The following is a 16190-nucleotide window of genomic DNA, read 5'->3' as shown; positions in this document are numbered from 1 at the left end:
AAGTGAAACACTAGCAAAATTTCTAGCATTTTCTGTAGGGATATGTGGAATCTGCCTACGTTGGCCCCCGTATTTGCGGCTCCATATTGCACCGCTGGCGAGCCTACGTTACTGTGCCTGAACGTATGAATGAGACCCTCCCCGTGTTGATCATCAGCAAACTCTTGATGCGAGTAGTCAAGGCACACGCCCGTTGGCGTTGGCGCGCCTGACATTTTTCTCTGCCGGCCTGGCCGGACCTGTACCGATTTGCCTTCTTCACCCGTTGCCTGACGCCCCTTGCCAACTCACCCTGGCAACCGGAACGTGCGTCTGGCAGCGGGTCACACTCTTGGAAGGCGGTCATTTGAAATCAGTGAATTCAAGAGGTTTGAACCCACATGTTGCTGATGATTGATAACTACGACTCCTTTACCTACAACGTTGTGCAGTACCTGGGCGAGCTGGGTGCTGAGGTCAAGGTGGTGCGCAACGATGAACTCACTGTTGCCGAAATCGCCGCGTTGAACCCCGAGCGCATCGTCGTCTCACCTGGCCCGTGCACGCCGACCGAAGCGGGCATCTCTCTGGAAGCTATCCAGTATTTCGCCGGCAAGCTGCCGATCCTGGGCGTCTGCCTGGGCCACCAGTCCATCGGCCAGGCGTTTGGCGGTGACGTGGTGCGCGCGCGGGAGGTCATGCACGGCAAGACCAGCCCGGTGTTCCATCGTGACCTGGGTGTGTTCCACGGCCTGAACCTGCCGGTGACCGTGACCCGTTACCACTCACTGGTGGTCAAGCGTGAAACCTTGCCCGAATGCCTGGAACTGACCGCCTGGACCCAATTGGAAGACGGCTCGGTCGACGAGATCATGGGCTTGCGTCACAAGACTCTGAACATCGAAGGGGTGCAATTTCACCCTGAATCAATCCTGACCGAGCAGGGCTACGAGCTGTTCGCCAACTTTCTCAAGCAGAGCGGCGGCACGCGCTAAGGACTTTTCATGGATATCAAGACTGCCCTGAGCCGTATCGTCGGCCATCTGGACCTTAGCACCGCGGAAATGAGCGATGTGATGCGCGAGATCATGACCGGCCAATGCACCGATGCCCAGATCGGCGCCTTTATGATGGCGATGCGCATGAAGAGCGAAAGCATCGACGAAATAGTTGGTGCGGTGTCGGTGATGCGTGAGCTGGCGGACAAGGTCGAGCTCAAGACTCTCGACGGCGTCGTCGATGTGGTGGGCACCGGCGGTGACGGTGCGAATATTTTCAACGTGTCGACCGCCTCATCTTTTGTGGTGGCCGCCGCTGGTTGCACCGTCGCCAAGCACGGTAACCGTGCAGTGTCTGGCAAGAGCGGCAGTGCCGACTTGCTGGAAGCGGCCGGTATTTACCTGAACCTCACGCCGGTGCAAGTAGCGCGCTGCATTGACAGCGTTGGTATCGGCTTCATGTTTGCCCAGTCCCATCATGGCGCAATGAAACACGCTGCCGGCCCGCGTAAGGACCTTGGCTTGCGTACCCTGTTCAACATGCTCGGCCCGCTTACGAATCCGGCCGGTGTGAAGCACCAGGTGGTAGGCGTGTTCAGCCAGGCGCTGTGCCGGCCGCTGGCCGAAGTCTTGCAACGCCTGGGCAGCAAGCATGTGCTGGTGGTGCATTCCAAGGATGGCCTCGACGAATTCAGCCTGGCGGCGCCGACCTTCGTGGCGGAGCTGAGGAACGACGAGGTCACCGAATATTGGGTCGAGCCCGAAGACCTGGGTATGAAAAGCCAGAGCTTGCACGGCCTGGCGGTGGAAAGCCCGGCAGCTTCGTTGGAATTAATTCGTGATGCCCTGGGGCGTCGCAAGACCGAAAACGGTCAGAAAGCTGCGGAAATGATTGTGCTCAATGCTGGCGCAGCCCTTTACGCCGCCGACCATGCCTATAGTCTCAAGGAAGGTGTCGCCTTGGCCCACGATGCGCTGCACACCGGCCTGGCTCGTGAGAAGCTCGAAGAGCTGGGAGCATTCACCGCCGTATTCAAGATGGAGAATGAAGGATGAGTGTGCCAACTGTTCTGGAAAAGATCCTGGCCCGCAAGGCTGAAGAAGTGGCCGAGCGCCGCGCCCGGGTGAGCCTGGCCGAGTTGGAAGCGCAGGCGAAAAGCGCCGAGGCACCACGCGGCTTTGCCAATGCCTTGATCGCCCAGGCCAAGCTCAAGCAGCCGGCCGTGATCGCCGAGGTCAAGAAAGCCTCGCCGAGCAAAGGCGTGATTCGCGAACACTTCGTACCCGCTGAGATCGCCGTCAGTTACGAGAAGGGTGGGGCAACCTGCTTGTCTGTGCTGACGGATATTGACTACTTCCAGGGTTCCGACCCGTTCCTGCAACAGGCGCGCGCTGCGTGCAAGCTGCCGGTGATCCGCAAGGATTTCATGGTCGACCCGTACCAAATCGTCGAAGCTCGTGCCTTGGGGGCCGACTGCGTGTTGCTGATTGTCTCGGCATTGGATGACGTGAAGATGGCCGAGCTGGCGGCCGTGGCCAAAAGCGTCGGCCTGGACGTGTTGGTCGAAGTGCATGACGGCGACGAGCTGGAGCGCGCATTGAAGACCCTCGATACTCCCCTGGTGGGCGTCAACAACCGTAACCTGCATACCTTCGACGTCAGCCTGGAAACTACCCTCGACCTGCTGCCGCGTATTCCGCGCGATCGCTTGGTGATTACCGAGAGTGGCATCGTCAATCGCGCCGATGTGGAATTGATGGAAATCAGTGGTGTGTACTCGTTCCTGGTGGGCGAGACCTTTATGCGCGCCGAGAACCCGGGGGCGGAACTGCAGCGTTTGTTCTTCCCGGAGCGCGGTACGACGATCAGCGGTTCGACACTAGACTGATTTGAAATACGCTCCTACATTGGTTTTGTGTTTATTCAGGTAGGTGTTCGATGCTCCAGCCCGTGATCATGACTGTCGAAGCTGGCCTTGCCGCCGAGCAAGACCTATTGGCAGCCGTTTGCGCGGGTGAGCAGGCATTCGGATTGCTGTTCTGGCAGCCCAGTGACCAAGCGCTGGTCATGCCGCGCCGTTTGAGCCGGCTGCCGGCATTCGCGGTGGCGAGCCAGGTTTCGGCCGATGCGGGTTGGCCGGTATTGCTGCGTGAAACCGGCGGTGAGCCGGTGCCGCAGTCCGGCGCCACGGTCAACATCGCCCTGGTCTATGCCCCGCCGCGTAGCGAAGGCGACCAAGGGCGCATCGAAACCGGCTATCAGCGCTTGTGCCAACCGATCTGTGATCTGTTGATCGAGTTGGGTGGCGATGCGTCCGTCGGCGAAATTGACGGTGCGTTTTGCGACGGTCGTTACAACGTCAACCTCAATGGCCGCAAAATGGTGGGCACTGCCCAGCGTTGGCGGCAAAGCGGTGGCCGCCCGGTCGGGTTGGTGCACGGGGCGATGTTGCTGGAGAATGATCGTGAGGAATTGATTGCGGCGGTCAACCGCTTCAATCAAGCCTGCGGTTTGGAGCAGCGGGTTCGCGCCGATAGCCATATCGCACTGCACGAAGCGTTTCCCGCGCCGGACGCGATCAGTCGGCTCGACACGTTGTACCGGCAGATGCTGGCTGGCTTCCTGCCGGTTTAACGGGTACCAAATACCACCATTGTCTTGCCTTTGACATGCACCAGGTTGCGTTCTTCCAAATCCTTGAGCACGCGGCCGACCATTTCCCGCGAACACCCGACAATACGTCCGATCTCCTGGCGCGTGACTTTGATCTGCATGCCGTCGGGATGGGTCATGGCGTCGGGTTGTTTGCATAATTCCAGCAGGCAGCGAGCGACGCGGCCAGTGACATCAAAGAACGCCAGGTCGCCGACCTTACGCGTGGTGTCGCGCAGGCGCTGGGCGATCTGACCGCTCAGGGCGTACAAGATGTCCGGATCATGCTGGGCCAATTCGCGAAATTTCGCATAGCTGATTTCGGCCACTTCGCACTCAACTTTGGCCCGTACCCAAGCACTACGTTCCTGCTCTTTGCCTGCTTGTTCAAACAAACCCAACTCACCGAAGAAGTCTCCGGCGTTGAGGTAGGCAATGATCATCTCACGGCCATCCTCATCCTCGATCAGGATGGTGACCGAGCCTTTGATGATGAAGAACAGTGTTTCCGAACGCTCGCCGGCGCAGATGATGTTGTGCTTGGCCGGATGACGCCGGCGCTGGCAGTGCAGCAGCAGCTTGTCGAGGTTTTTGATCTTGGATGTGGGAGTAAGAGCAACCATGGTTGTATCCCGAAAAAGACTGCGCGGTGTCGTTGGCGTTGTTTTTATCCAGCGGCATCTCATTGATACACGCCGTACAAGACATGGCAATGCGCCATTCATTTGGCGCCAGCTTACCAGACACCTTCTGTCGCGATTAGCCAATTTAGCGGGCAAACGCTGTCATTTATCGATTTTATGCAGGGCGCTGCTGTTTCAAGGCCCTGTGCTAAGCTGGCGACCCTTTTTTAGCAGTGGAGTCTGGGCGATGAAGGCACGCATCCAATGGGCGGGCGAAGCCATGTTCCTCGGTGAGTCGGGCAGCGGCCACGTGGTGGTTATGGATGGCCCGCCGGAAGCCGGCGGTCGGAACCTGGGTGTACGCCCCATGGAAATGTTGCTGCTGGGTGTGGGCGGTTGCAGCAATTTCGACGTGGTCAGCATCTTGAAGAAGTCCCGGCAAGCCGTGGAAAGCTGCGAAGCCTTCCTGGAAGCCGAGCGCGCCACTGAAGACCCCAAGGTTTTTACCAAGATCCATATGCATTTCGTGGTCAAGGGCCGGGCGCTGAAAGAAGCCCAGGTCAAGCGTGCCATCGAGCTGTCGGCCGAGAAGTACTGCTCAGCATCGATCATGCTGGGGGCCGCGGGCGTGGTCATTACCCACGACTACGAAATCATCGAGCTGGGTTGATTACAGCAGGCAAAAGAAAGGGCGCTTCGAGCGCCCTTTTTTCGGTTCAGATTCGATAGGTGCTTTTGGTCATGACCTTGGCCAACAGGCTCATGCCGAACCGTACCGGGGCTGGAAAGCGGAAGCCGCCCGCGTCCAGCGCGCTCTCTGCGTGGTGTTCTTCATCGATGCGCATCTGCTCAAGAATGGCCCGTGACTTTTCGTCTTCGGCCGGCAGTTGCTCCAGGTGTTCATCCAGGTGCTTGCACACCTGATGTTCTGTCGCGGCCACAAACCCCAGGCTGACTTTGTCGCTGATCAGCCCGGCAGCCGCGCCGATACCAAACGACAAGCCATAAAACAGTGGGTTGAGCACGCTGGGATGGCTGCCCAACTGGCGGATGCGTTGTTCGCACCAGGCCAGATGGTCGATCTCTTCCTCTGCCGCATGCTCCATCGCCGTGCGTACCTGTGGCAACTTGGCGGTCAGCGCCTGGCCCTGGTACAACGCCTGGGCACAGACTTCGCCGGTATGGTTGATGCGCATCAGTCCAGCGACGTGACGGGTATCGGTCTCGCTCAGCTGTACATCCGGCTGCACGATGGCGGGCGAGGGACGGTAGGGCTGGCCGCTGAACGGCAGCAGGGTGCGCATGGCCATGTCGGCTTGCAGCAACAGACGGTCAATTGGCGAGTAGTGACGTTGGGTAGTCATGCTGACCTCCGGGAAGAATCTCGGCGGCCAGTTTACCGCAAGAGAGCGTCCAGCGTTTGTGCTGAGTCAATTTGCCCTTGTGCACTCAGCCCGGTGGCCAGTTCATCTGGCGCTGACCCAGCACGTGCATATGGATGTGGTAAACGGTTTGCCCGCCGTCTTCATTGCAATTCATCACCACACGAAAGCCTTTTTCGCAGCCTTGTTCCACGGCCAGGCGTTGGGCGGTGAACAGGATATGGCCGGCCAGCGCCTTGTCGTCCTCTGTCAGGTCGTTGAGGGTACGAATGGGCTTTTTCGGGATAACCAGGAAATGCACTGGCGCCTGCGGGGCGATATCGTGAAAAGCCAGGACTTGGTCATCTTCATAGATGATCTTCGCCGGTATTTCCCTGTTGATGATCTTGGTGAACAGAGTATCCACAGCTGTATCTCCATCGTGAAAAGTGAGGTGAGTGTACGTAGGCCATCAGCGTGGGCAATAGGCCTTGTTGATGGCGCCGGCAATTTTGCGGGTGAGCCAGCGGGGGCTCAGGCGTGGGCTGAACGTCAGCCAACGATTGCGGCGCCCGGGAATGATGATGGCCTTGTTCTTTTCCAGCGCCCGCACGGTGTAGAGCGCGACTTCTTCCGGGCTCATCAGCTGCTGGCTGCGGTCGAGTTTCGCCGTATCCATCTGCGCGGTGCCGAAGAATGCGGTGCGCGTGGGGCCGGGGCACAGCACTGAAACCTTGATGCCGCAGGTCTTCAATTCTTCACGCAGCCCTTCGGAGAAGTGCAATACGTAGGCTTTGCTGGCGTAGTAGCTGCTCATCCACGGCCCAGGCTGGAAGGCGGCGACCGAAGCCACATTGAGGATTTGCCCGCCGCCATGCAGGGCCATGGCATTGCCCAGTGCGTGGCACATGCGGGTCAAGGCCAGGATGTTGACTTCGATGAGGTCCTGCTCGGTCATCCAGTCCTGGGCCAGGAACGGCCCGCTGGTGCCGATGCCGGCGCAGTTGACCAGCAGGTCGATCTGTCGCTCACCCTCTTCGAGCTCCAGCAAAAAGCCGGACAAACGCAGCGGCTCGCCCAAATCACAGGCACGAAACAGCACCTCGACGCCGAAGCGTTGGGTCAACTCCAATGCAATGCTTTCCAACTGATCACGCTGGCGGGCCACCAGAATCAAGCTACGGCCGCGCCGTGCCAAGGCCTCGGCCAATGCCAGGCCGATGCCACTGGAGGCGCCAGTGATCAGAGCGTAACGGGTCATGCCTTTCTCCATCGCAACGCCACCGGCCTATGACAGTGCGTCACAGGCGGCGGGCGTTTCTTCACTGTTCTGGAGAGTCTACAGGTTCGGCTGCGTCGTCAGCACTTTGCGCTTCGGCTTCGTCAACGATAGCGCTTTGATCGGCCTCTGCATCGGGAGTAATGGAGCTGCTTTCGTAGCTGCTGTCCATGTTGGCTTCAAGCTGGTCCAGGTAGCCATTCATGCCCAGGGTGACGACGATGATGAGCATCAAGGGAATGAACGCCAGCCACAGCGAGGCCAGGACTTTCACCGCAGTAGAGTTGCGTGGTGGTGGCGCGCCGTACTGGTTGGCGCCCGTATTGCCTGGCAATACCAGCAATAGCAGTGGGAATACGCTGTTTACCAGCGGAACCAGGTTGAGCAGGTACAGCCAGCCAGACCAGCCCAGGTCATGCAGGCGCTGCACGCCGATTTGCACGCTCACCACTACCAATGCCACAAACAGCGCGAAACCCAGCAGCGAGCCAATAATGATGGCGATGGTTGGCGAGGCTGTCGCCACCGCGAAGCCCACCGTACTGATGATGCCCGCTGCCACCAGCATCGCGACGGTCAGTGCCAGCGTCCAAGCCAGGTAGCGCAGGCGCCCGATGCGCCCGTGGATGGTGAATACCTTTAGGGTGGCGAACTCCGGCAGGTCGTCGCCAACTGCGGCGCGTGGCGGTGCATAAGGTGACGCAGCGCGGTCAGAGGTTGACGAGTCCGTCTCGTGGGTTTCTGCAAGGTTGAACGCCACGGGTTGTTCGGCCTCGATGCGAGCGTCGATCCCGGCATTGTGCAGTGCCGTCAGGTAAGTTTGCGCGTCGGGCTGGGACAGGTCGCGCTTGAGCGCGACGGGGCGGCCGGTGAAGAGTTTTTCGATTGCTTCGACATCGCTTTTGAATAACTCGGCGAGGTTCAGCTTGGCGGTGGTGCTTTCGACACCTGGGCGCAAGGCTCCGTCAAACACAATCTTGAAACGGCTGTCGCTCATGCGGGCATCCTTGTCACTTAATCAGGGAGAGTATGCAGGCCTGTCCAGTTGGCAGGCCCGGCAGTGGGTCAGCGTGGCCAGCGCAGTTGCGCGGCGTGCTCGCGTGCTTTGCGGTATTCGGCATCCAGGCGCGCTATGAGCTCATCCACAGTGGGTACGTCATTGATCTCACCGACGCCTTGGCCAGCAGACCATACAGTTTTCCACGCTTTGGCCTCATCGCTCAATGGCTTGAGCTTGGAACCGAAATTGACTTCACCCTTGCCTTGAAGCGCAGCAAGGTCAAAACCGGCATTTTCCAGGCTCTGGCGCATGAAGCTTGCAGGTACGCCGGAGACTGCAGGAGTGTGCACGATGTCGGCAGCGCGGGATGTGAGCAGCATCTCCTTATAGGCATCCGGTGCCTGACTTTCAGTGGTGCCGATAAAGCGCGTACCGAAATATGCCAGGTCTGCCCCCAGCATCTGGGCGGCAAGAATTTCGTGCCCATGGTTAAGGCAGCCCGCCAGCAGCAGGGTTTTGTCGAAGAACTGGCGAATTTCGGCAATCAGCGAAAAGGGGCTCCAGGTGCCAGCGTGGCCACCCGCGCCAGCGGCTACGGCAATCAGGCCGTCTACGCCGGCTTCAGCGGCTTTTTCCGCATGGCGTCGGGTAGTAACGTCATGAAATACCAGGCCGCCGTAGCTATGAACCGCGTCCACCAGTTCCTTTACCGCACCGAGGCTGGTGATGACGATGGGCACCTTGTGCTCGACGCAGATCGCCAGGTCAGCCTCCAGCCGCGGGTTGCTCTTGTGCACGATCAGGTTCACGGCATAGGGCGCAGGATTGTCCAGCAGCGCCAAGCCCGCTTCGATTTCTTCCAGCCAGGCCTTGAAGCCGCTGCTTTCGCGTTGGTTGAGCGCCGGGAAACTCCCCACTACCCCGTTGCGACAGCAGGCCAGGACCAGTTGCGGATTGGAGATCAGAAACATCGGCGCGGCCACCACGGGCAGGCGCAGACGTTGTTCCAGCAGAGCGGGCAGCGACATTGGAGGTTCCCCGAGTAATTGACGTTAGAACGGTTTGACCACGACCAAAATTACGATAGCCAGCAATATCAGAACCGGGACCTCATTGAACCAGCGATAAAAGACATGGCTGCGGGTGTTTTCGCCACGGGCGAAGCGCTTTACCTGTGCGCCGCACATGTGGTGATAGCCAATCAGCAGGACGACCAGGGTCAGCTTGGCGTGGATCCAGGCGCCCGACTGGAAAATGCCTGGGTTGAGGGCCAGCATCCAGATGCCGAAGACCAGTGTGGCAACCATCGCCGGGCCCATGATGCCACGGTACAACTTGCGCTCCATGATGCTGAAGCGCTCCTTGCTGACGGTGTCTTCGCTTTGGGCGTGGTAGACGAACAGGCGCGGCAGGTAGAACAGCCCGGCAAACCAGCAAACGATGCTGACGATATGGAAGGCTTTGACCCATAGATAGAGCATTTTAGTTATTCCCAGGTTCACGGTAGCGAAGATAGTAGTGGCTCATGCGCCCGTACGTCACGTTGACGGTTGTCGCAGGACGATACGGCCCCTATTATCGACGGCTTTCCAGTGGGTTCGTTGAGGGCAGGTTTATGGTCAAGGTCGGTATCGTCGGCGGCACGGGTTACACCGGTGTCGAATTGCTGCGTCTGTTGGCTCAGCATCCGCAGGCTGAGGTGGTGGTCATCACTTCCCGATCCGAAGCCGGGCTGGCCGTGGCCGATATGTACCCGAACCTGCGAGGCCACTATGACGGCCTGGCGTTCAGTGTGCCGGACACCAAGACCCTGGCTGCCTGCGACGTGGTGTTCTTCGCCACGCCTCACGGTGTGGCTCATGCGTTGGCCGGCGAGCTGCTGGCGGCCGGCACCAAGGTTATCGACTTGTCGGCAGACTTCCGTCTGCAAGACGCCGATGAGTGGGCCAAATGGTACGGCCAGCCCCATGGTGCGCCGCAGCTGTTGGAAGAGGCGGTTTACGGCCTGCCGGAAGTCAATCGTGAGCAGATCAAGCAAGCGCGCCTGATTGCCGTGCCGGGTTGCTATCCGACGGCGACGCAATTGGGCTTTCTGCCATTGCTGGAAGCTGGCTTGGCGGATGCGTCGCGCCTGATCGCGGACTGCAAGTCGGGCGTCAGTGGTGCGGGCCGTGGTGCGGCGGTAGGTTCGCTTTACTCCGAAACGTCGGAAAGCATGAAAGCCTATGCGGTAAAAGGTCATAGGCACTTGCCGGAAATCCGCCAGGGTTTGCGTCGCGCTGCCGGCCAGGATGTGGGGCTGACCTTCGTGCCGCACCTGACACCGATGATCCGCGGGATTCACTCCACGCTGTATGCGACCGTCACCGATCGCTCGGTAGACCTGCAGGCGCTGTTTGAAAAGCGTTATGCCAATGAGCCGTTCGTCGATGTGATGCCGGCCGGTAGCCATCCGGAAACGCGCAGCGTGCGTGGTGCCAATGTGTGCCGTATTGCGGTGCATCGTCCGCAGGATGGCGACCTGGTGGTGGTGTTGTCGGTGATCGACAATCTGGTCAAGGGCGCTTCGGGCCAGGCGGTGCAGAACATGAACATCCTGTTCGGCCTGGACGAGAAGTTGGGCCTGTCCCACGCGGGGATGTTGCCTTAACGCGGGCTCACCGTTGCGCAAAAGGCCCGTTGATCGGGCCTTTTGCATTTTTAATGGTCGCTGGGCGGATTGATATACCGTAACAATAGTTGACCGCTTTTCTAGGAGAAGCGGATAATACCGGCCATTACGCATATGGCGGCGCTACGCCGGGAGATTATCAGCATGAGCGTTGAATCCTTCACCCCCACGGCTTTGCAATTCACCCACGGTGCTGCGCACAAGGTGAAGAGCCTGGTCGATGAAGAGGGTAATGATCGCTTGAAGCTGCGCGTATTCGTTACGGGCGGCGGTTGTTCAGGGTTTCAGTACGGTTTTACCTTCGATGAAGATGTGGCCGATGACGACACTATCGTTGAGCGCGAGGGTGTGAGCCTGGTCGTGGATCCGATGAGCTTCCAATACCTGGCAGGTGCCGAAGTGGATTATCAGGAAGGTCTGGAAGGCTCGCGTTTCGTGATCAAGAACCCTAATGCCACCACGACATGTGGTTGCGGGTCTTCGTTCTCGATCTGATCGGTAGCAGGTACAAAAACGCCGCTTGGCTTTTACGGGCCAAGCGGCGTTTTGCTGTCTGGGGTCAGGCGGGGTAGATCGCGCCAAGCACTCGAAGCCCACGTGCGCCAGTGACGCTGGGGCGATTGGCGGCGATGCCTTCCAGGCAGCAATGTGCCAGCCAGGCGAAGGCCATTGCTTCCACCCAGTCAGGATCTACGCCGTAGGCCGCTGTAGTGCTGACATGAGTGGAAGGCAGCAACGTTGTCAGCCGGCTCATCAGTGCCCCGTTGTGGGCGCCGCCGCCGCAGATCAGCAAGGTTGTTGTGTCAGTCTGGGCGCTTTGCAGGGACTCGACGATGGTCAGGGCCGTCAGCTCCAGCAGGGTGGCCTGTACGTCTTGGGGTTCAAAGGCGGGCAAATGGCCAAGGTGCTGCTGCAGCCAGGCCAGGTTGAACACTTCGCGGCCCGTGCTTTTCGGGCCTTTGGTCATGAAGAACGGATCGCTGAGCAACGTATTGAGCAGTTGGGGCTGGACCTCGCCGCTGGCCGCCCATTGCCCGTTCCGATCAAAGTGTTCGCCGCGCTGCAGGTTAATCCAGGCATCGAGGAGGACGTTCCCCGGGCCGCAGTCGAAACCGGCGACAGGCGTGCCCGTCTCAATCAGGCTGAGGTTGCTGAACCCGCCGACATTCAATACCGCGCGATTGCCCGTCTGTTCGCCGAACAAGGCTTCATGAAAGGCTGGAACCAAAGGAGCGCCTTGGCCGCCGGCAGCGACATCGCGGCTGCGGAAGTCGCTGACGACGGTGATGTCTGTCAGCTCGGTGAGAAGGGCAGGGTTGCCGATCTGAACGGTAAAGCCTCGGGCGGGTTCATGGCGAATCGTCTGACCATGGCTACCAATCGCCCGAATGTCCTGAGGCTTGAGGTTCTGTTGATCCAGCAAGGCGTTGATGCCTTGCGCAGCGAGCGTTACCCATTGTTGCTGTGCGATTGCCGAGCGGGCGATTTCATCCGGGCCACTGGCGCATAGGCTCAGCAGTTCTGTGCGCAAGGCGTCAGGCATCGGGATGTAGTGGGTGGCGATCAGATTGACCGCCGCGTCTTGTTCGATAAGGGCGATATCCAGGCCGTCGAGGCTGGTCCCGGACATCACACCGATATAGAGCGGCATACCTTAACGCTTCGCCGAAGCCAGCATGGTGGAGCGCTCTTGATCCATGCGTGCCATTAGCGGCTGGCTCTGCGCCATGAAGCGCGCGCGTTCGGCCTTGGCAATCGGGTCCGCCATCGGCAGCTTCTGGCCCAATGGATCGACGTGTACACCGTTGACCTGGAACTCGTAGTGCAAGTGCGGGCCGGTGGAGAGGCCGGTAGTGCCGATGTAGCCGATCACTTGCCCCTGTTTTACGTTGCCGCCAGTCTTGACGCCCTTGGCAAAGCCTTGCATGTGGCCGTACAGCGTGCGGTAAGTGTTGCCGTGCTGGATGATCACCGTATTGCCGTAACCACCACGACGCCCTGCCAACAAGACCTTGCCGTCGCCCGCCGCTTTGATTGGCGTGCCACGCGGCGCGGCATAGTCGACGCCCTTGTGTGCGCGAATTTTGTTCAGAATTGGATGCTTGCGGCCCATGGAGAAACGCGAGCTAATACGAGCAAAGTCAACGGGGGTACGGATGAAAGCCTTGCGCATGCTGTTGCCATCAGCTGTGTAGTAGCTGCTGTTGCCTTGTTTGTTGGTGTAGCGCACGGCGGTGTAGGTTTTGCCACGGTTGGTGAAGCGTGCAGACAGGATGTTACCAGTGCCCACGACTTTTCCGTTGGCTACCTTCTGCTCGTAGATCACGTCGAACTCATCGCCTTGACGGATGTCCTGAGCGAAGTCGATGTCGTAGCCAAAAACGCTGGCCATGTCCATGGTCATGCTGTGCGACAGGCCCGCACGAGCGGCCGATTGCGACAGGGAACTGTTGATCACGCCGTGTACGTAGGCGGAACGCATGACGGGTTTGGTAGTGATTCGGTTGAATGCGAAGCCTTTGGCGCCTTTGCTCAGGCTGATGCTTTCCAGGTCGCTGATATTGGTGTGCAGGTTGTTCAGCTGGCCGTCTGGCGTCAGCTCAAACTCGAGCTTTTGGCCACGTTTGAGCTGAGTGAATTGCTTGGCTTGCTTATCGCTGGCGAGCACTTCATTTACAGCGGCGGCAGGCAATCCAACCTTTTCGAACAGGGTAGATAGTGTGTCGCCTTTGCCCACGATGACTTCGCGGTGCTGGGGATTCTTGGCTGCGGTTGCCGCAGGTGCTTCCTGGGTGGCTTGTTGAGTGTCTTCTGAAGCGCTTTCGATCTGTGCGAAAGGTGATTCGGCCGGAGCATTTGTGGCTTGTTGAGCGTCGGAAGCGTCTTGATCTTGTGTCAGTTGTTCAACTGGGCTTTCCAGATCGAGGCTCAGGGATGTTCGTTTGGCTTCAACGTCGCTGGAAGGGAATACCAGCAGTGCCAGGCTGAGAAGGGCGGCGATACCACTTGCGGCGAGCAGGTGGGTCTTCGGGTAAAGCGGCGGCGCTTTAGACGGTTCAGTGGTCATAAGTAATTTTGACTTTGAAGATGAAATGGAAAAGATGAATGACATGATGAAGATGAAATAACTGTATAAAATATAACCAAATCATCTGTGGCGCAAGCTCGCGAACGCTGGGCTTGCTGAACGGTGTCCGTGCGCAGGGCAAAACTTGTAATTAGTCCCTGATCTTGTATGGTTGGTTCCCTTTTGAATCTGAGCCTTGCGGGTCTGTTATGAAGTCGGTTGAAGAGCAGCTAGCGCTGATAAAACGTGGTGCGGAAGAACTGTTGGTCGAGGCCGAGCTGATCGAAAAGCTCAAGCGTGGCCAACCCCTGCGTATCAAGGCTGGCTTTGATCCGACTGCGCCGGATCTGCACCTGGGTCATACGGTGCTTATTAATAAGCTGCGTCAGTTCCAGGAGTTGGGCCATCAGGTCATCTTCCTTATAGGTGACTTCACCGGGATGATCGGTGATCCAAGCGGCAAGAGCGCTACGCGCCCGCCGCTGACTCGTGAGCAGGTGCTCGATAATGCCGAGACCTACAAGACCCAGGTATTCAAGATCCTTGATCCAGCCAAGACTGAGGTGGCGTTCAACTCCACTTGGATGGACAAAATGGGGCCGGCAGATTTCATTCGTCTGACGTCCCAGTACACCGTGGCGCGCATGCTCGAGCGCGATGACTTCGACAAGCGCTACTCGACCAATCAGCCCATCGCCATCCATGAGTTCCTTTATCCGCTGGTTCAAGGGTACGACTCGGTGGCACTGCGCGCGGACGTTGAGTTGGGTGGCACCGATCAGAAGTTCAACCTGCTGATGGGGCGCGAATTGCAACGCGCCTATGGTCAGGAGGCTCAGTGCATTCTGACCATGCCGCTGTTGGAAGGCTTGGATGGCGTCAAGAAGATGTCCAAGTCTCTGGGGAACTATGTCGGTATCCAGGAAGCGCCAGGTGTGATGTACGGCAAGTTGGTGTCTATTCCAGATGCGCTGATGTGGCGCTACTTCGAGCTGCTGAGCTTCCGCTCGATGGACGAGATCAATGCGCTGCGGGCGGATGTCGAGGCGGGCGCTAATCCTCGCGATGTGAAGATTAAGCTGGCTGAAGAAATCGTTGCGCGTTTCCATGGTGAGGAGGCTGCAGCCAGCGCTCACCGCGCGGCAGGTAATCGCATGAAAGACGGCGAGCTGCCTGACGATCTGCCGGAGATTGAGTTGACTGCTGCCGAGGCGATGCCGATTGCGGCTGTGCTTAATAAGGCTGGCCTGGTGAAGAATTCGGCGGTCGCGCGTGATCTCTTGGGGTCGGGTGGTGTACGTATAGATGGTGAGGTGGTTGACCGCACCTTTATATACGAGCTGGGCGCCACTCACGTTTGCCAGGCGGGGAAGAAGGCATTTGCGCGTATTACGCTCAAATCCGAATAAGTCGGAAAATAGGTGTTGACGGCGAATTATATCTGTCTATAATTCGCCCCACTTCCGGCGCAGTCGAAACGGAAAACTCCTTGGTAAACAATGAGTTATGCGGTTTTCGGCAGCAAGTTGCTTCAGTTCATCGAAGCCAAAAGGAAGTTGAAAAAGAGGTGTTGACAGCAGCGTGTAACGCTGTAGAATTCGCCTCCCGCTTACGAGAGATCGCAAGCGCAAGTGGTTGAAGTTGTTGAAGAAATCTTCGAAATCTTCTGAAAATAACCACTTGACAGCAAATGAGGCTGCTGTAGAATGCGCGCCTCGGTTGAGACGAAAGATCTTAACCAACCGCTCTTTAACAACTGAATCAAGCAATTCGTGTGGGTGCTTGTGGAGTCAGACTGATAGTCAACAAGATTATCAGCATCACAAGTTACTCCGCGAGAAATCAAAGATGTAACCAACGATTGCTGAGCCAAGTTTAGGGTTTCTTAAAAACCCAAAGATGTTTGAACTGAAGAGTTTGATCATGGCTCAGATTGAACGCTGGCGGCAGGCCTAACACATGCAAGTCGAGCGGTAGAGAGAAGCTTGCTTCTCTTGAGAGCGGCGGACGGGTGAGTAATGCCTAGGAATCTGCCTGGTAGTGGGGGATAACGTTCGGAAACGGACGCTAATACCGCATACGTCCTACGGGAGAAAGCAGGGGACCTTCGGGCCTTGCGCTATCAGATGAGCCTAGGTCGGATTAGCTAGTTGGTGGGGTAATGGCTCACCAAGGCGACGATCCGTAACTGGTCTGAGAGGATGATCAGTCACACTGGAACTGAGACACGGTCCAGACTCCTACGGGAGGCAGCAGTGGGGAATATTGGACAATGGGCGAAAGCCTGATCCAGCCATGCCGCGTGTGTGAAGAAGGTCTTCGGATTGTAAAGCACTTTAAGTTGGGAGGAAGGGTTGTAGATTAATACTCTGCAATTTTGACGTTACCGACAGAATAAGCACCGGCTAACTCTGTGCCAGCAGCCGCGGTAATACAGAGGGTGCAAGCGTTAATCGGAATTACTGGGCGTAAAGCGCGCGTAGGTGGTTTGTTAAGTTGGATGTGAAATCCCCGGGCTCAACCTGGGAACTGCATTCAAAACTGACTGACTAGAGTATG

General features: G+C 58.1%; 17 protein-coding genes and 1 rRNA gene (1 of these 18 only partly in view). 9 read left to right on the top strand and 9 right to left on the bottom strand.

All coding sequences use genetic code 11. The annotated features are described in order from the left end of the window. The first annotated feature begins 380 nt into the window (after positions 1-380). The 4 genes from CLM72_RS25510 to CLM72_RS25495 are packed head-to-tail and all read left to right on the top strand — an operon-like array spanning position 381 to position 3612. A complete protein-coding gene (locus CLM72_RS25510) occupies positions 381-974 on the top strand; it encodes an aminodeoxychorismate/anthranilate synthase component II (protein ID WP_032895052.1) in 594 nt (197 codons plus the stop codon). A 9-nt stretch (positions 975-983) separates the two neighbouring features. Then, a complete protein-coding gene (gene trpD / locus CLM72_RS25505; protein WP_105228735.1) occupies positions 984-2033 on the top strand; it encodes an anthranilate phosphoribosyltransferase in 1050 nt (349 codons plus the stop codon). Then, positions 2030-2866 (top strand): indole-3-glycerol phosphate synthase TrpC, encoded by an 837-nt coding sequence (trpC, locus tag CLM72_RS25500; RefSeq protein ID WP_034128811.1) that lies wholly within the window; start codon positions 2030-2032, stop codon positions 2864-2866. The genes trpD and trpC overlap by 4 nt, the downstream gene beginning before the upstream one ends. A gap of 50 nt (positions 2867-2916) precedes the next feature. After that, positions 2917-3612, top strand: a complete 696-nt coding sequence (locus tag CLM72_RS25495) for a lipoate--protein ligase family protein (protein ID WP_105228734.1) — start codon at positions 2917-2919, stop codon at positions 3610-3612. On the opposite strand, the gene crp is transcribed toward CLM72_RS25495, so the two are convergent. After that, a complete protein-coding gene (gene crp / locus CLM72_RS25490; RefSeq protein WP_054920677.1) occupies positions 3609-4253 on the bottom strand; it encodes a cAMP-activated global transcriptional regulator CRP in 645 nt (214 codons plus the stop codon). The two genes, CLM72_RS25495 and crp, sit on opposite strands and share 4 nt — an antisense overlap. 247 nt (positions 4254-4500) lie before the next feature. Here crp and CLM72_RS25485 point away from each other — a divergent pair, with 247 nt between their 5' ends. After that, positions 4501-4923 carry an OsmC family protein gene (locus CLM72_RS25485; RefSeq protein ID WP_003194686.1) on the top strand — a complete coding sequence of 141 codons (423 nt, stop codon included), beginning with the start codon at positions 4501-4503 and terminating at the stop codon, positions 4921-4923. Between the two features lie 46 nt (positions 4924-4969). Here the strand turns inward: CLM72_RS25485 and coq7 are convergent, their stop codons facing one another. From coq7 to hemJ, 6 genes are all read right to left on the bottom strand, one after another. Continuing rightward, positions 4970-5617, bottom strand: coding sequence for a 2-polyprenyl-3-methyl-6-methoxy-1,4-benzoquinone monooxygenase (gene coq7, locus CLM72_RS25480; RefSeq protein ID WP_003194684.1), 648 nt, complete (start codon positions 5615-5617; stop codon positions 4970-4972). 85 nt (positions 5618-5702) lie between these two features. Then, complete coding sequence (locus CLM72_RS25475; protein ID WP_003194682.1) at positions 5703-6041, bottom strand: histidine triad nucleotide-binding protein; 339 nt, start codon at positions 6039-6041, stop codon at positions 5703-5705. 45 nt (positions 6042-6086) lie between these two features. Next, the gene (locus CLM72_RS25470; protein WP_003194680.1) at positions 6087-6875 is read right to left on the bottom strand and encodes an SDR family oxidoreductase; all 789 of its coding nucleotides are present in this window, start codon (positions 6873-6875) and stop codon (positions 6087-6089) included. 61 nt (positions 6876-6936) lie between these two features. Beyond that, positions 6937-7890 (bottom strand): DUF805 domain-containing protein, encoded by a 954-nt coding sequence (locus CLM72_RS25465; RefSeq protein ID WP_105228733.1) that lies wholly within the window; start codon positions 7888-7890, stop codon positions 6937-6939. Between the two features lie 68 nt (positions 7891-7958). Continuing rightward, the gene (locus tag CLM72_RS25460) at positions 7959-8921 is read right to left on the bottom strand and encodes a nitronate monooxygenase family protein (RefSeq protein WP_105228732.1); all 963 of its coding nucleotides are present in this window, start codon (positions 8919-8921) and stop codon (positions 7959-7961) included. 24 nt (positions 8922-8945) lie between these two features. Then, positions 8946-9374, bottom strand: a complete 429-nt coding sequence (hemJ, locus tag CLM72_RS25455) for a protoporphyrinogen oxidase HemJ (protein ID WP_003194674.1) — start codon at positions 9372-9374, stop codon at positions 8946-8948. A gap of 134 nt (positions 9375-9508) precedes the next feature. Between hemJ and argC the strand changes: the two genes are divergently transcribed. Together argC and erpA are read left to right on the top strand one after the other, a co-directional pair. Further along, on the top strand, positions 9509-10543 hold the full coding sequence (argC, locus tag CLM72_RS25450) for an N-acetyl-gamma-glutamyl-phosphate reductase (RefSeq protein WP_060764004.1): 1035 nt from the start codon (positions 9509-9511) through the stop codon (positions 10541-10543). A 165-nt stretch (positions 10544-10708) separates the two neighbouring features. Next, positions 10709-11059, top strand: a complete 351-nt coding sequence (gene erpA / locus CLM72_RS25445) for an iron-sulfur cluster insertion protein ErpA (RefSeq protein ID WP_003176443.1) — start codon at positions 10709-10711, stop codon at positions 11057-11059. A gap of 64 nt (positions 11060-11123) precedes the next feature. Here erpA and CLM72_RS25440 read toward each other — a convergent pair whose 3' ends face one another. Together CLM72_RS25440 and CLM72_RS25435 are read right to left on the bottom strand one after the other, a co-directional pair. Then, positions 11124-12215 (bottom strand): anhydro-N-acetylmuramic acid kinase, encoded by a 1092-nt coding sequence (locus CLM72_RS25440; protein ID WP_105228731.1) that lies wholly within the window; start codon positions 12213-12215, stop codon positions 11124-11126. A gap of 3 nt (positions 12216-12218) precedes the next feature. Beyond that, positions 12219-13631 (bottom strand): peptidoglycan DD-metalloendopeptidase family protein, encoded by a 1413-nt coding sequence (locus CLM72_RS25435; protein ID WP_105228730.1) that lies wholly within the window; start codon positions 13629-13631, stop codon positions 12219-12221. Between the two features lie 209 nt (positions 13632-13840). Here CLM72_RS25435 and tyrS point away from each other — a divergent pair, with 209 nt between their 5' ends. Together tyrS and CLM72_RS25425 are read left to right on the top strand one after the other, a co-directional pair. Beyond that, on the top strand, positions 13841-15040 hold the full coding sequence (tyrS, locus tag CLM72_RS25430) for a tyrosine--tRNA ligase (protein WP_005791998.1): 1200 nt from the start codon (positions 13841-13843) through the stop codon (positions 15038-15040). Positions 15041-15536: 496 nt separating this feature from the next. Further along, positions 15537-16190, top strand: a 16S ribosomal RNA gene (locus CLM72_RS25425); it runs 883 nt beyond the window's last position.

Source organism: Pseudomonas sp. MYb193, assembly GCF_002966775.1.
In the GTDB taxonomy this organism is placed as follows: Bacteria; Pseudomonadota; Gammaproteobacteria; order Pseudomonadales; family Pseudomonadaceae; genus Aquipseudomonas; species Aquipseudomonas paracarnis.
The sequence above is the reverse complement of the archived record's forward strand: the minus strand, read 5'-3'. Positions and strand labels throughout refer to the sequence as shown.

What these genes read in the sequence shown, in the direction of transcription:
- CLM72_RS25485 (WP_003194686.1), top strand. Translation starts at nt 4,501, where the DNA reads ATGAAGGCACGCATCCAATGGGCGGGCGAAGCCATGTTCCTCGGTGAG.
- CLM72_RS25495 (WP_105228734.1), top strand. Translation starts at nt 2,917, where the DNA reads ATGCTCCAGCCCGTGATCATGACTGTCGAAGCTGGCCTTGCCGCCGAG.
- erpA (WP_003176443.1), top strand. Translation starts at nt 10,709, where the DNA reads ATGAGCGTTGAATCCTTCACCCCCACGGCTTTGCAATTCACCCACGGT.
- coq7 (WP_003194684.1), bottom strand. Translation starts at nt 5,617, where the DNA reads ATGACTACCCAACGTCACTACTCGCCAATTGACCGTCTGTTGCTGCAA.
- CLM72_RS25435 (WP_105228730.1), bottom strand. Translation starts at nt 13,631, where the DNA reads ATGACCACTGAACCGTCTAAAGCGCCGCCGCTTTACCCGAAGACCCAC.
- trpC (WP_034128811.1), top strand. Translation starts at nt 2,030, where the DNA reads ATGAGTGTGCCAACTGTTCTGGAAAAGATCCTGGCCCGCAAGGCTGAA.
- tyrS (WP_005791998.1), top strand. Translation starts at nt 13,841, where the DNA reads ATGAAGTCGGTTGAAGAGCAGCTAGCGCTGATAAAACGTGGTGCGGAA.
- CLM72_RS25470 (WP_003194680.1), bottom strand. Translation starts at nt 6,875, where the DNA reads ATGACCCGTTACGCTCTGATCACTGGCGCCTCCAGTGGCATCGGCCTG.
- CLM72_RS25465 (WP_105228733.1), bottom strand. Translation starts at nt 7,890, where the DNA reads ATGAGCGACAGCCGTTTCAAGATTGTGTTTGACGGAGCCTTGCGCCCA.
- crp (WP_054920677.1), bottom strand. Translation starts at nt 4,253, where the DNA reads ATGGTTGCTCTTACTCCCACATCCAAGATCAAAAACCTCGACAAGCTG.
- CLM72_RS25440 (WP_105228731.1), bottom strand. Translation starts at nt 12,215, where the DNA reads ATGCCGCTCTATATCGGTGTGATGTCCGGGACCAGCCTCGACGGCCTG.
- trpD (WP_105228735.1), top strand. Translation starts at nt 984, where the DNA reads ATGGATATCAAGACTGCCCTGAGCCGTATCGTCGGCCATCTGGACCTT.
- argC (WP_060764004.1), top strand. Translation starts at nt 9,509, where the DNA reads ATGGTCAAGGTCGGTATCGTCGGCGGCACGGGTTACACCGGTGTCGAA.
- hemJ (WP_003194674.1), bottom strand. Translation starts at nt 9,374, where the DNA reads ATGCTCTATCTATGGGTCAAAGCCTTCCATATCGTCAGCATCGTTTGC.
- CLM72_RS25460 (WP_105228732.1), bottom strand. Translation starts at nt 8,921, where the DNA reads ATGTCGCTGCCCGCTCTGCTGGAACAACGTCTGCGCCTGCCCGTGGTG.
- CLM72_RS25510 (WP_032895052.1), top strand. Translation starts at nt 381, where the DNA reads ATGTTGCTGATGATTGATAACTACGACTCCTTTACCTACAACGTTGTG.